Below are 13564 nucleotides of genomic sequence, written 5' to 3'. Positions count from 1 at the left end.
TAACACTTTTTTTATTGCAATATTTTATGTGTTTAGCCAATACAAAGTTACGGCTAGATTAACAAAAATCACATGACTAGTGTGAATCTGATCACGATAAATATGAAATTTCCGTGAATAAACTTATCAGTAATTTTAAGCGAGTATGGTTTAACTGAGATCTTGTGGCTCGATGTCGAGCGACCAACGTACCTTTTTTGCGAGTGGCAACATATTTATGGCAGGTTTCGCACTCATGAGTAACTTCTGCATAAGTGAGCGAGTTTGGGTTTGCAAAATCAACTGCCAACGAGATTTTCCTGCACGTTTAGCCAGTGGCGCTGGAGTAGGGCCAAGCACCATACAGAACTGATCAAACAGTGGGTGCGATTCTAAGGTGTGACGCACCTGCCTTAAGAACTCTTCAACAAGATGTGGGTCATTGGCTTCCGCACGAAATAGCGTCATAAAAGTATAGGGCGGCAGCATCGCCTGTTTACGCTCGGCGAGAGCAGTCTGAGCAAAGTGGTTGTAATCTTTATGTAGCAACGCCTGCAGTAACCCATGTTCTGGGTGGTGAGTCTGCAGAATCACTTCACCAGGCTTACTTGCTCGTCCAGCACGGCCTGCGACTTGAATAAACAGTTGAGCTAGGCGTTCTGAGGCCCGAAAGTCACTGCTATATAGCGAACCATCGACGTCGAGCAGCGCGACTAGAGTGACATCGGGAAAGTGGTGCCCCTTGGCCAGCATCTGAGTGCCGATCAAAATCTGGTACTCTCCGCGGCGAATCGACTCTAAGGCACTCTCTAGGCTGCCCTTGCGACGGGTGCTATCACGGTCAATACGTATGGTTTTGTATTCAGGGAACAGTTGACCAAGTTGTGTTTCGAGCTGCTCGGTGCCGACACCTACGGTAACCAGATTGGCTGAGCCACACCCTTGGCAATGATGAATAATATGTTGCTGAGAGCCACAGTGGTGACAGCGCATCTCATTACTGTATTGATGATAGGTGTAGTAGGCGTCACAGCGTTTACACTCTGCCGTCCAGCCACAGTCATGACACATCAATGCTGGAGAGAAGCCACGACGATTTAAGAACAGCATCACTTGGTTGCCAGATTTGAGATGTTTTTGCATCTCAGCAATCAAAGGCGCTGAAAGGCCACTCTCAAGATACTCCCCCTTAACATCGAGCACCTTGTTGGTGGTCGGAACGGCTGCACCTGCACGTGAGCTCAGCGTTAGATGGCCATACTTACCAATTTGTGCATTGTGTAGAGTTTCAAATGCAGGCGTTGCAGAGCCAAGCACAATCGGAATCTGCGCTTTGTGGGCGCGCATGATAGCAACATCACGCGCATGGTAACGCAGGCTGTCTTGTTGCTTATATGACGCGTCATGCTCTTCGTCGACAATAATGATGCCGAGGTCAGCAAACGGCGTAAATAGAGCCGAACGAGTGCCAATCACAATGCCCGCAATCTTATCTCGAGCAGATAGCCATGCGTTTAGGCGTTCAGAGTCATTTAACCCCGAGTGCACCACTTCAATAGGTACGTTAAAGCGTTTTTTAAAGCGGTTGATGGTTTGCGGGGTCAGACCGATTTCTGGAACCAGAACCAGAGCTTGTTTGCCTTGTTCTAGCACCGGTTTAATCATATTTAAGTAAACTTCGGTTTTGCCCGAACCAGTAACACCTTCTAATAGGAAACAACCGAACTCGGTTTGGCTATTCACCGTCGCAATCGCGATCGCCTGCTCTTCATTAAGCTTTGGTTTGTCTTGGTCGTTTTCAAGATCGCTTGGCCATGCATAACGGGTCGGCTTTTTCTCGCGAGACTCTATCCAGCCTTTCTCTTCCAGGGTTTTGAGTACCGAGCTTGAGATCTCTTGGTCAATAAACTCTTGATGTGGAATAGGGCCATTTTCAAGCAAGTGCATGACTTTGGCTTGCTTGACTGCGCGTCCAAAGCCTTGCATCAACTGATCTTTACCTTGTGGTGTGATTTGCCACTCGACCAGTGTCGCGAAGTCTGCGGGTTTACCTTTACGCAATGCGCTTGGCAGGGCGTTAGCAAAGGTTTCGCCTAATGGATACTGATAGAACTGGCTGCACCATACTAACAAGGAATAGACCGAGTCAGGCCATACAGGTTGATTGTCGAGTAGAGACTTAATCGACTTAAGTTTGTCAAATTCAAACTCAGACTCATTGACCAGAGCCGTGACAATACCAGTCAGAGTTTGACGACCAAACGGAACCGAGACGCGTCCACCAATAATAGGAAACAAATGACCTGGGATTTTGTAGTCAAACTGTTTATCTAAAGGGACTGGCAGAGCCACTCGGGCAATTGTTGGACGCATAAATTCGCTTGTTAATTCTGGAGAGTGCAGGGCAACCAGTCTAAAGGATAAGGGCACTAAATTCGAGAAGCAGTTTGTTTGCTAAAGTCGGTGATGGCGCTACGCAAAGCATAAAAAGGCAATATAAGAAGAAATCCTGCAATAGTGGCGAAAAAATCATCCAAACTGGTTGATCCTACCTAACAGATTCATTACTATACTGCGCCTTAAAGGTATGGCTTCATCACGTTTTCGTGAGGTGCGGTGTCTTTATTTCTTTTTAAACTACGTGTGGTGTGCGGCTTAGAATCGTATAGCGACACGGCCTACTTGAGGTTATCCCATGAAAGCTGGAATCCACCCAGAATACAAAGCTGTAGCAGCTACTTGCTCTTGCGGCAACACATTTGAATTCAACTCTACTCTAGGTAAAGAGTCTATCCACCTAGACGTATGTGACAAATGTCACCCATTCTACACTGGTAAGCAACGTATCGTTGATACAGGCGGCCGTGTAGATCGCTTCAACAAGCGTTTCGGTGCTCTATCTAGCAAGAAGTAATTCTCGCTTAGTAGACATGAAAAAGGACACTTCGGTGTCCTTTTTTGTTATCTGGCATTTAGTAATTTCAACTGGGCACTGGTCTTATTAGTAGTGAATTCTCGTTTTTTAGTGAGACAGGGGGCTTTACCACCTAGGAACTTTGAAGTACATCCATTAATATAAAACGGATTCCCCCAATAATAATACTCTAGGAAACCTACACCCATGTCTGATGACACTCTCCAACCTCAATCTGAAGAACTATCACCTCAAGAACAATTCCGTCAGCAAGCTCTTGATTATCATGAGTTCCCAATTCCTGGCAAAATTGCCGTTGAACTGACAAAATCTGCAAATTCTGCAGAAGATCTGGCCCTTGCTTACAGCCCAGGTGTGGCTGAGCCAGTTCGTGAAATCGCACAGAACGTGGATAACGTTTACAAGTACACAGGTAAAGGCAACATGGTTGCAGTTATCTCTAACGGTACGGCGATTCTTGGCCTAGGTAACCTAGGTCCTATTGCTTCTAAACCAGTAATGGAAGGTAAAGCGCTACTGTTTAAGCGTTTTGCAGGTTTAGATTCTATCGATATTGAAGTAAAACACCGCACAATCGATGAGTTCGTAGATACAGTAGCGAACATTGCCGATACATTCGGTGGCATCAACCTAGAAGACATCAAAGCACCAGACTGTTTTGAAATTGAACGCCGTCTAATCGAGCGTTGTGATGTTCCTGTATTCCACGATGACCAGCACGGTACTGCGATCGTAACAGCTGCGGGTATGTTGAATGCGATTGAGCTTCAAGGTAAGAAGCTGGAAGAGTGTAAGATTGTTTGTTTGGGTGCAGGTGCAGCGGCAGTTGCATGTATGGAACTGCTGATCAAGTGTGGCGCGCAGCGTGAGAAGATCTACATGCTAGACCGCAAAGGTGTGATTCACACTCGTCGTGACGATCTGAACGAATACAAGCAACTGTTCGCGAACAACACTGACAAGCGTACTCTAGAAGATGTGATTGAAGGTGCAGACCTATTCCTAGGTGTATCAGGTCCTAACCTGCTACCAGCAGAATCATTGAAGCTAATGGCTGACAAGCCGATCGTATTCGCCTGTTCTAACCCAGATCCAGAAATCAAGCCTGAGCTTGCTCACGAAGTTCGTAGCGACCTTATCATGGGTACTGGCCGTAGTGATTACCCGAACCAAGTCAACAACGTTCTGTGTTTCCCATTCATCTTCCGTGGTGCTCTTGATGTTCGTGCAAGCGAAATCAACGATGCAATGAAGCTAGCGGCAGTGGAAGCGATTCGTGAACTTGCAAAAGAAGAAGTACCTGCAGACGTACTAAAAGCAGCAGGTGCTGATGCACTTGAGTTTGGTAAAGGCTACATCATTCCTAAGCCAATGGATCCACGTCTATTGCCTCGCGTGGCAAAAGCTGTGGCTCAGGCGGCGGTTGATTCAGGTGTGGCTCGTATCGAGATGCCAGCAAACTATATGGCATAGAAGCATATGGCATAGAGACTGGATGGCGTAATCGTCATTTAGTAGAGCGAAGAGAATAATAAAAAACCGACTCATCTGGAGTCGGTTTTTTTATGCCTTAAACTCATGCTGGATGATTTCGGCAATCAATATGGCTCAGCTAAAGCGAATCAAATGTTGAAGGTAGTGACTGAGTTATGATTATTCTTCGTCAAACGCTTCGAACTCAATACCCATCTCTGTCATCAGCTTTTTCACTTCGGCTGGGATATCGTCTGGGCGGTCTTTACGTAGGTCTTCATCTGTTGGTAGAGGCTGACCAGTATATGCATGCAGAAAGGCTTCACACAGTAGCTCACTGTTTGTTGCATGGCGCAGGTTGTTAATCTGGCGGCGGGTACGCTCGTCAGTTAGAACTTTCAGTACCTTTAGAGGGATAGAAACTGTAATTTTCTTTACTTGTTCGCTTTTCTTTCCATGCTCAGCATATGGGCTTATGTATTCACCATTCCAGTCGGCCATTGCGTACCTTCATCACTTTAGTTGTTAGATTAATTTAATAGGGGGGATTTTAGCGGGATTTACCGCCATAAGCAAAGACATATAGACGTCTAGAAGTGTTGACGTCTCATTCTTATGAAAGTAAAGTGAATCACATATATCTAACACAGCCGCCAAACCCCGACAAGCTGCTGTGATTCTCAGACGCCAAAACCTGTAAGGAAACACCTATGAGCAGCCGGAAACCAGCAACCATCGCCGTACGTACTGGTATCGAGTCAGACACTCAACATCATGCCGTTGTTCCACCTATTTATCTGTCGACTAACTATGGTTTTCCCGCTTTTGGTGAAGTGCCTAAGTATGATTACACTCGCTCAGGTAACCCAAACCGTGGCTTATTGGAGACTGCTCTGTTTGAATTGGAGTCTGGTATGGGGGCCGTTGTGACCAACTGTGGTACTTCTGCATTGAACCTTTGGGTTTCCGCTTTCCTTGGTAGTGATGATCTGATTGTGGCGCCACACGACTGCTACGGTGGTACTTACCGCCTTTTCAATACTCGTTCACAAAAGGGTGACTTTAAGGTGCTGTTTGTCGATCAATCGGATCAAGCTGCATTCGATGCTGCGATCGCACTCAAGCCTAAATTGATCTTGTTGGAAACGCCATCAAACCCACTGGTGCGTGTCGTCGACATTGCAGAAACCTGCCGTAAGGCAAAAGAGGTAGGTGCGCTGGTGGCGGTGGATAATACCTTCTTGACTCCTGTGTTCCAAAAGCCTCTAGAGCTGGGTGCTGACTTCGTTATCCACTCAACGACTAAATACATCAATGGACACTCAGATGTGATCGGCGGCGTAGTGATTACTAAGACCGAAGAGCACGCTGAAGAGCTGGCTTGGTGGGGGAACTGCATTGGTGCTACGGGGACACCATTTGATAGCTACATGACGCTACGTGGTATTCGCACACTAGGTGCGCGTATGCGTGTGCATGAAGAGAGCTCTCGTGAGATTCTAACGGCGCTACAGAAACAACCTTTGGTTGATACCATTTATCACCCGAGCCTGCCTGAGCATCCAGGTCATGAGATTGCGAAGAAGCAGCAGTCCGGTTTTGGGTCTATGCTGAGCTTTGAATTTGCTGGTTCTTTCGAGGCACTTAAGCTCTTTGTTGGTGAACTAGAGCTGTTTTCATTGGCAGAGTCTTTGGGTGGTGTTGAGAGCTTGATCTGTCACCCCGCTTCAATGACACACCGCGCAATGGGCGAAGAAGCTTTAGCGGAAGCGGGTGTTTCTCATCAGCTTCTGAGACTCTCAGTCGGCCTTGAAGATGCAGAAGACTTGATTGCGGATCTTGAACAAGCCTTTGCTAAAGCGCAGCAGTTCATCGATAACGGGGAGAACAAGTAATGGCTAACTTTCGCCAATTGCATAAATTTGGTGGTAGCAGCTTGGCAAACCCTGAGTGCTATCAGCGTGTAGTCAGTATTCTCAAAGAGTACTCTAGCGAAACAGACTTGGTAGTGGTGTCTGCGGCAGGCAAAACCACGAACCGATTGATCGAATTTTTAGAGGCGCTGGATAAAGATGGACGTTTGGCTCATGAGTGTCTGCAATCTCTGCGTCAGTTCCAACTCGAGTTGGTTTCAGATCTGTTAGAGGGCGAAGTAGCAGAGCAGTTAACCACAACTCTACAAAGAGAGTTTACGGCTTTAGGTGAATTAACCGCGCCATTAAATGAGGCACAAAAAGCGGCTGTGCTAGGTCATGGTGAAGTGTGGTCGTCTCGCTTACTAGCGGCGCTTTTATGTCAGAGTGATCTCCAAGCTGTAGCGCAAGATGCACGAGATTTTCTGCGTGCCGAAGCGGGTGCTCAGCCAGAGGTGGATCGCGCTCGTTCATACGCATTGATTAAAGAGTCTCTTGCGCAACACGCTCATTGCCGTGTCGTGATTACCGGCTTTATGGCGCAAAACAGCGCGGGTGAAACGGTGCTTTTAGGTCGTAATGGTTCGGATTACTCAGCGACGGTGATTGGCGCACTAGCGGAAGTCGATCGCGTGACGATTTGGAGTGATGTGGCCGGTGTGTATAGTGCTGACCCGAGATTGGTCTCTGATGCTTGTTTGCTGCCTTTGCTGCGTCTTGATGAAGCAAGCGAGCTAGCACGTTTGGCAGCGCCAGTGCTACACAGCCGAACCCTGCAGCCTGTTGCTCAGAGCGCAATGGATCTTAGCCTACGTTGCAGCTATCAACCGGAATCGGGTTCAACTCAGATTGAGCGCGTCTTAGCATCGGGTCGCGGCGCTAAGATCATCACCTCTCTGGACGATGTACTACTGATTCAGCTTACCTTTGGTCACGGCCATGACTTTGAGCGCCTTGAGAGTGAGGTGCTTGAGGGACTTAAGCGTGCTCAGCTTGAGCCACTAGCTTACGAGCTGCAAGCGGATAAACATTGTCTGCGTCTTGCTTATACTGAAGAGATCGCGGGTGGAGCGCTTGAATATCTTCAAGACCACGCGATTGAAGCGGAAATCAAACTCAGAGAGGGTTACTCACTGGTTGCTGCGGTAGGTGCTGGTGTCACTAAGAATCCGAACCACTGCTACGGTTTCTACCAACAACTTAAGAGTGTACCGGTTGAGTTTATCTCAGAATCTCAATCTCGCTTGAGCTTGGTGGCTGTCATTCGTAAGTCGGAAACGGAAACCTTAGTAAAAGGCATTCACTCTCAGCTGTTCCAAGCTCAGAAGCGTGTTGCGATTGCTTTGTGTGGCAAAGGAAACATCGGCTCAAGCTGGCTATCACTGTTTGCTGAGCAAAAGAGTGAGCTAGAAAAGCGCCGTGGCATGAACTTTGAGTTGGTTGCGGTGGTAGGCAGTCAAACTTATTGGTATGACGAACAAGGTATCGATGCTCGCACAGTTGTGGATCGCTTTAATGACGAGGCGGTAGAGTATAAGGATGGTGAGTGGTTAACCAAGTTAGGTTCAATCCAAGGTTACGATGAAGTTGTGGTACTGGATGTGACGGCGAGCAAAGTGTTAGCTGACAAGTATTTGGATATCGCTCAACAAGGCATTCACCTAATCTCGGCTAACAAAGTCGCAGGTTCTGCATCGAGTGAGTATTACCATAAGGTACAAGATGCGTTCGCTAAGATCAGTCGCCATTGGTTGTACAACGCGACCGTGGGAGCTGGCTTACCAATTAACCATACAGTGCGTGACTTGCGTGAGAGTGGTGATGACATCATTGCCCTGTCAGGCATCTTCTCAGGCACTCTATCTTGGCTGTTCCAACAATTTGATGGCTCAGTACCATTCAGTGAGTTGGTGGACTTAGCGTGGCAACAAGGTTTAACAGAACCCGATCCTCGCTCAGATCTTGATGGTTCAGATGTGATGCGTAAGTTGGTTATTCTGGCGCGTGAATCAGGTTTGGATATTGAACCTGAGAACGTCAAAGTGGAATCTCTCGTCCCTCAAGAGCTACAGGACCTCTCTCTCGATGACTTCTTTGATAAAGCATCGATATTAAGTGAAGAGTTGGCTGAGCGTTTAGAGAAGGCTCAGTCTCAGCACAAAGTACTGCGTTATGTTGCACGCCTTGAGAAGAACGGCAAGGCAACGGTGGGGGTTGAAGCGCTATCGAAAGAGCACGCCCTTGCTAACTTGCTACCATGTGACAACATCTTTGCGATTGAGAGTAAATGGTACAAAGATAATCCATTGGTGATTCGTGGTCCTGGCGCTGGACGTGAGGTAACGGCCGGTGCGATTCAGTCCGATTTGAACAGAATGTCGAGCTTGTTCTAAAACTCAGATCGATGGTTTGAAAGCGTAAATAGCATACTATTCACTAAGATAAATAAGGCTGAAAGCACAATGTGTTTTTCAGCCTTTTTTGTACGTTATTATTGGTTTGCGACCCACTTATCGACTTGAAGATTACTCACGATCAACTTGAGAATAATTCATAATGGATCTGTTGACATTAAATCGTATTCAATACATCCTGTGGACATATAGACGTCTAAACGTCGGTTTGAAGGTTTGAGATTTTGGTGGCTGAGTTGGCCACAGGGAGAGTAAGATGGGATACACGCACGCAAGTCACATAGACGCTTTGAATCAGAACATTGCTGAGCTTTCTGACAACATTAATGTGTCATTTGAGTTTTTTCCGCCAAGTAATGAGAAGATGGAAGAGACACTGTGGAACTCTGTACACCGTCTGAAAACACTACAGCCTAAGTTTGTATCGGTAACTTATGGTGCGAACTCTGGTGAACGTGATCGTACTCACTCAATCATCAAAGAGATCAAAGATCAGACTGGCCTTGTTGCAGCACCACACCTAACGTGTATTGATGCAAGCCGTGAAGAGTTGATTCAGATCGCTGACGATTACTGGGCGAATGGAATTCAAAGTATCGTTGCACTGCGTGGCGATATTCCTCCAGGTGGCGGTGCGCCAGAGATGTATGCATCAGATCTTGTTAAACTGCTTAAAGCTCGCCATGACTTCGATATCTCAGTGGCCGCTTTCCCTGAAGTACACCCAGAAGCGAAGAGCGCACAAGCTGATCTACTCAACCTAAAACGCAAAGTAGACGCTGGCGCCAACCGTGCCATTACTCAGTTCTTTTTTGATGTAGAGAGCTACCTACGTTTTCGTGATCGTTGTGTTGCTGCTGGTATTGAGGCTGAAATTGTGCCGGGTATTCTACCGGTATCTAATTTTAAACAAGCGTCTCGCTTTGCGGCGATGAATAATGTCAAAGTACCGGGTTGGATGGCAAAACAGTTTGAAGGCTTAGACGATGACCCAACAACGCGCCAACTGGTAGGTGCGAGTCAAGCGATTGATATGGTGAGAACGCTAAGCCGTGAAGGTGTCAAAGATTTCCACTTCTATACACTGAACCGTGCTGAGATGACTTACGCACTTTGCCACACTCTAGGTGTACGCCCTCAAGTTGCTTAAACCCTGCCTAGCAGATACAAAAAGGCTTGAATACTCAGTATTCAAGCCTTTTGCTTATCTAGCCTCTGGTGACATCACCAGGGTCGGACTTATGCTAGTGTTTCAAGCTCTAGTAGAACTTCTTCAGCCCACATGATCCACGCTTCACGGATCAGCAGGTTACGACGCAGTGTGAGTCGCTCTAGACGCGCTTGCTTATCTAGTGTTGATGGCGTTGCGTAGTAAGCCGCTTCGATCTCTTTGTAATGAGAAACCAGCTTGCGTGACTCTTCAACTAATTCAGAAAGTTGTACTTGGTATGCAGCTGAGGGTTGTACAGCACAAGCCATCAGTTTTGCTGAGAACTCATCACGTACAGTTGGGTGTGCTGTTGGTTGTTCGAACCATTCTCCAAGAGCACGACGGCCGGCGTCTGTGATTGAGTAAACTTTACGGTCAGGTTTTCCTTCTTGAGGCTCTAGTACGCAAGTTACTTGCTCGTTTTGAGCCATTTTGTTTAGCTCGCGGTAAACTTGTTGGTGGCTAGCTTTCCAGAAGTATCCAATGCTTGCTGAGAATTCTTTAGTGATATCGTAACCAGTAGCATCGCGTGTACTTAAAACGGTTAGAATTACGTGTGGTAATGACATGTCTTCAATCCAAATGGTCAATAAACAGTAAACAAAAACTTAAACATCAAGTGTGCTTCTTGCGGCACGATATATTGGTTTATGTTTAAGTTGCACCAACACTCTTTGTTGTTGGTTGTGTCACCTTATAAAGCCGTTTATCACCTAGTCGGACTAGATTGCCTAGTCCAGTGCTGCGAAATGTTTTGATTGGAGTGTTTTCGCAGCGGGGGAGTAGTATATCTAAATAATAAGCATAAAGTAGAATACATGGACAAAATAACCCAAAAAACTGACAAAAGACTCAATAGTGTTTTTTGAGTGAAATAAAAAGGCCGCCAAGGGCGACCTTTTGTTCTTATTTTAGAATATTATCCTGCCTAACCGGTATTGCGCATGCCAGCTGCAATGCCAGCTATGGTCACCATAAGCGCTTCTTCTAGCTCTGCTGGTGGCGTTTCACTCTGACGAGTACGGTATAGTAGCTCAGCTTGAAGCATGTTCAATGGCTCAACGTAGATGTTACGTAAGCGGATAGACTCTTGGCCCCAAGGGTCGCTCTGCATTAGGTTTTCGTTGTTCTCTACATTTAGCACGGTTTTAATGTCTTTTTGTAGCTGTTCGCGAAGTTTCTCACCTAATGGCAATAGCTCTTCGTCTACTAAACGTTGGTCGTAGTACTTAGCGATCTCTATATTACACTTCGAGTAAACCATCTCAAGCATACCTAGGCGAGTCGAGAAGAATGGCCACTCGCGACACATCTCCTCAAGTAGGGCTTGATGGCCTTGATCGACCGAGTATTGAATCGCTTCTCCGGCACCCAACCACGCAGGTAGTACGAGGCGGTTTTGGCTCCAAGAGAAAATCCAAGGAATAGCACGTAAACTCTCTACGCCACCGTTTGGATTACGCTTCGCTGGACGAGAGCCTAGAGGCAGTTTACCAAGCTCTAGCTCAGGGGTTGCCTGGCGGAAGTAAGGAACGAATTTCTCTTCGCCACGAACCACTTTGCGGTAGGCTTCACAAGAAACTTGTGAGAGTACTTCCATTAGATCGCGCCACTCTTGTTTTGGCTCTGGTGGTGGAAGCAGGTTCGCTTCTAAGATCGCGCTTGCGTATAGGTTGAAGCTGTTCACTGCGACATCTGGTAAGCCAAGCTTAAAGCGAATCATCTCGCCTTGCTCAGTAACACGTAAGCCGCCTTTCAAGCTCTTTGGTGGTTGAGAAAGTAGTGCTGCGTGTGCAGGCGCGCCACCACGACCCACTGTACCGCCACGACCGTGGAATAGAGTTAGCTCAATGCCTTCCTCTTCACACGCTTTGACAAGCTTATCCATTGCATCGTATTGCGCCCAACCTGCAGACATCACGCCAGCATCTTTTGCTGAGTCCGAGTAACCGATCATGACCATTTGGTGGTTCTGGATAAAGCCACGATATAGGTCGATGCTCATTAGCTGTTTCATTACCGCTTCAGAGTTGTTCAAGTCGTCTAGCGTTTCGAACAATGGACATACATCCATGCGGTACGGACAGCCTGATTCTTGAAGTAGTAGGTGAACAGCAAGTACGTCTGACGCTGTGCGAGCCATTGAGATAACGTAGGCACCAAAGGCTTCACGAGGTTGTGCAGCAATGACCTTACAGGTATCTAAAACTTCTTTAACGGGCTCAGATGGCTCCCAATCGCGCGGAAGTAGTGGGCGCTTAGAGCTTAGCTCGTTGGTTAGGAAAGCAATCTTGTCTTGCTCGCTCCATTGGTCGTAGTCACCGATACCTAGGTAGCGAGTGAGCTCAGAAAGAACGTCTGAGTGACGTGTGCTCTCTTGGCGGATATCAAGACGAACTAGGTGTACACCAAAGGCTTTGATACGGCGCAGTGTATCCAAGAGTGAACCGTCTGCGATGACGCCCATACCACACTCATGCAGCGATTGGTAACATGCGTAAAGCGGTGTCCACAGTTGGTCGATATTCTGTAGCGTGGTTTTCTTCGGTACTTCGGCGTCGTGCAGTTTCGCGTCAAGTACTTCAAGCGTATCCGTAAGTAGCGTACGTAGGCTCTTCAGGATCGCGCGGTAGGCTTCGTGCTCGTCACCAGCCAGTTCGCGTACTGTGTCGTTGCACTTCGTCATCGACAGTTCAGTGATCAGCTCGTTGATGTCACCTAGGTAAAGATCAGCGGCTTTCCAGCGAGATAGGCGCAGCACTTCTTTAGTGACTGAGTGTGTGACAAACGGGTTACCGTCGCGGTCACCGCCCATCCAAGATGAGAAGTGAACCGGGCGAGCATCGATAGGTAGGCCTTCACCAAGGAAACCTTTTAGGCGACCATCCATTTCTCGTAGGAAATCTGGTACGGCTTCCCATAGTGAATTTTCAACGACGGCAAAGCCCCATTTCGCTTCATCAAGCGGAGTTGGACGTTGCTGGCGAATCACGTCTGAGTGCCAGCCTTGAGCAATCAGTTGCTCTAGACGACGTTCAGTTTTCACGCGCTCTTTGTTTGATAGATCGCTCAGCTCAAGCTTTGATAGACACTCGTTGATCTTAACCAGCTTGTTGATCATGGTGCGACGAGTGATTTCAGTTGGGTGAGCGGTCAGTACTAACTCGATATTTAGGTCGCGAACGGCTTGAGCAGCATCGAGTTTGCTGATGTCATTTTGGTTTAGCTTAGAGAACAGAGATTGAAGTACGTCTGGTTCACACACGTGCTCTTCACAGTGGCGAGAAATGGTGTGGTATTGCTCCGCCATGTTGGTGAGGTTTAGAAATTGGTTGAAAGCACGAGCGACAGGAGTGAGTTGCTCGTTCGGTAAATTTTTGATCTCTTCAACTAGGCTGTCGCGGTCAGCTTGGTTGCCTGCTCGAGCTGACTTGGAAAGTTTACGGATAGTTTCCACTTTCTCTAGTATTACGTCGCCATGCGCGTCTTGAATAGTGTTACCTAGCAAGCGTCCTAGCATGCTCACGTTACTCTTGAGAGCGGCGTATTTCTCGTTCATTGTCATCCTGCCTCGTAAAAAAATTACATCCATTGTTCCTTGTTAGATACACAATCTAGCGAAAACTGCTGTATCTAGTCA

9 protein-coding genes are annotated in these 13564 nt (G+C 47.2%); 5 read left to right on the top strand and 4 right to left on the bottom strand.

Features of this window, described 5'->3' with window-relative positions:
- Nucleotides 1-150 precede the first annotated feature (150 nt).
- On the bottom strand, nucleotides 151-2352 hold the full coding sequence (gene priA / locus vsple_RS13000) for a primosomal protein N' (protein WP_261882195.1): 2202 nt from the start codon (nucleotides 2350-2352) through the stop codon (nucleotides 151-153).
- Nucleotides 2353-2674: 322 nt separating this feature from the next.
- Between priA and rpmE the strand changes: the two genes are divergently transcribed.
- The gene (gene rpmE / locus vsple_RS12995) at nucleotides 2675-2893 is read left to right on the top strand and encodes a 50S ribosomal protein L31 (RefSeq protein ID WP_255229734.1); all 219 of its coding nucleotides are present in this window, start codon (nucleotides 2675-2677) and stop codon (nucleotides 2891-2893) included.
- A 207-nt stretch (nucleotides 2894-3100) separates the two neighbouring features.
- The gene (locus vsple_RS12990; RefSeq protein ID WP_261882194.1) at nucleotides 3101-4387 is read left to right on the top strand and encodes a malic enzyme-like NAD(P)-binding protein; all 1287 of its coding nucleotides are present in this window, start codon (nucleotides 3101-3103) and stop codon (nucleotides 4385-4387) included.
- A gap of 180 nt (nucleotides 4388-4567) precedes the next feature.
- On the opposite strand, the gene metJ is transcribed toward vsple_RS12990, so the two are convergent.
- Nucleotides 4568-4888, bottom strand: coding sequence for a met regulon transcriptional regulator MetJ (gene metJ, locus vsple_RS12985; protein ID WP_004415993.1), 321 nt, complete (start codon nucleotides 4886-4888; stop codon nucleotides 4568-4570).
- A gap of 209 nt (nucleotides 4889-5097) precedes the next feature.
- Between metJ and vsple_RS12980 the strand changes: the two genes are divergently transcribed.
- The 3 genes from vsple_RS12980 to metF all read left to right on the top strand — a co-directional run bounded on the left by vsple_RS12980 (nucleotide 5098) and on the right by metF (nucleotide 9864).
- Nucleotides 5098-6282, top strand: coding sequence for an O-succinylhomoserine (thiol)-lyase (locus vsple_RS12980; RefSeq protein WP_261882193.1), 1185 nt, complete (start codon nucleotides 5098-5100; stop codon nucleotides 6280-6282).
- Nucleotides 6282-8693 carry a bifunctional aspartate kinase/homoserine dehydrogenase II gene (locus vsple_RS12975; RefSeq protein ID WP_261882192.1) on the top strand — a complete coding sequence of 804 codons (2412 nt, stop codon included), beginning with the start codon at nucleotides 6282-6284 and terminating at the stop codon, nucleotides 8691-8693. Before vsple_RS12980 ends, vsple_RS12975 begins: the two co-directional genes overlap by 1 nt.
- A gap of 277 nt (nucleotides 8694-8970) precedes the next feature.
- Nucleotides 8971-9864, top strand: coding sequence for a methylenetetrahydrofolate reductase (metF, locus tag vsple_RS12970; protein WP_261882191.1), 894 nt, complete (start codon nucleotides 8971-8973; stop codon nucleotides 9862-9864).
- Between the two features lie 89 nt (nucleotides 9865-9953).
- Here metF and vsple_RS12965 read toward each other — a convergent pair whose 3' ends face one another.
- Nucleotides 9954-10493 (bottom strand): PadR family transcriptional regulator, encoded by a 540-nt coding sequence (locus tag vsple_RS12965; protein WP_032549984.1) that lies wholly within the window; start codon nucleotides 10491-10493, stop codon nucleotides 9954-9956.
- A 359-nt stretch (nucleotides 10494-10852) separates the two neighbouring features.
- Nucleotides 10853-13489, bottom strand: coding sequence for a phosphoenolpyruvate carboxylase (gene ppc / locus vsple_RS12960; protein ID WP_255229740.1), 2637 nt, complete (start codon nucleotides 13487-13489; stop codon nucleotides 10853-10855).
- Between the last annotated feature and the right edge of the window lie 75 nt (nucleotides 13490-13564).

The sequence above is a fragment of the Vibrio pelagius genome (assembly GCF_024347575.1).
GTDB classification, from domain to species: domain Bacteria; phylum Pseudomonadota; class Gammaproteobacteria; order Enterobacterales; family Vibrionaceae; genus Vibrio; species Vibrio pelagius.
The sequence above is the reverse complement of the archived record's forward strand: the minus strand, read 5'-3'. Positions and strand labels throughout refer to the sequence as shown.

Coding starts and splice junctions, on each gene's coding strand:
- priA (WP_261882195.1), bottom strand. CDS start 2,352: ATGCGTCCAACAATTGCCCGAGTGGCTCTGCCAGTCCCTTTAGATAAA.
- rpmE (WP_255229734.1), top strand. CDS start 2,675: ATGAAAGCTGGAATCCACCCAGAATACAAAGCTGTAGCAGCTACTTGC.
- vsple_RS12990 (WP_261882194.1), top strand. CDS start 3,101: ATGTCTGATGACACTCTCCAACCTCAATCTGAAGAACTATCACCTCAA.
- metJ (WP_004415993.1), bottom strand. CDS start 4,888: ATGGCCGACTGGAATGGTGAATACATAAGCCCATATGCTGAGCATGGA.
- vsple_RS12980 (WP_261882193.1), top strand. CDS start 5,098: ATGAGCAGCCGGAAACCAGCAACCATCGCCGTACGTACTGGTATCGAG.
- vsple_RS12975 (WP_261882192.1), top strand. CDS start 6,282: ATGGCTAACTTTCGCCAATTGCATAAATTTGGTGGTAGCAGCTTGGCA.
- metF (WP_261882191.1), top strand. CDS start 8,971: ATGGGATACACGCACGCAAGTCACATAGACGCTTTGAATCAGAACATT.
- vsple_RS12965 (WP_032549984.1), bottom strand. CDS start 10,493: ATGTCATTACCACACGTAATTCTAACCGTTTTAAGTACACGCGATGCT.
- ppc (WP_255229740.1), bottom strand. CDS start 13,489: ATGACAATGAACGAGAAATACGCCGCTCTCAAGAGTAACGTGAGCATG.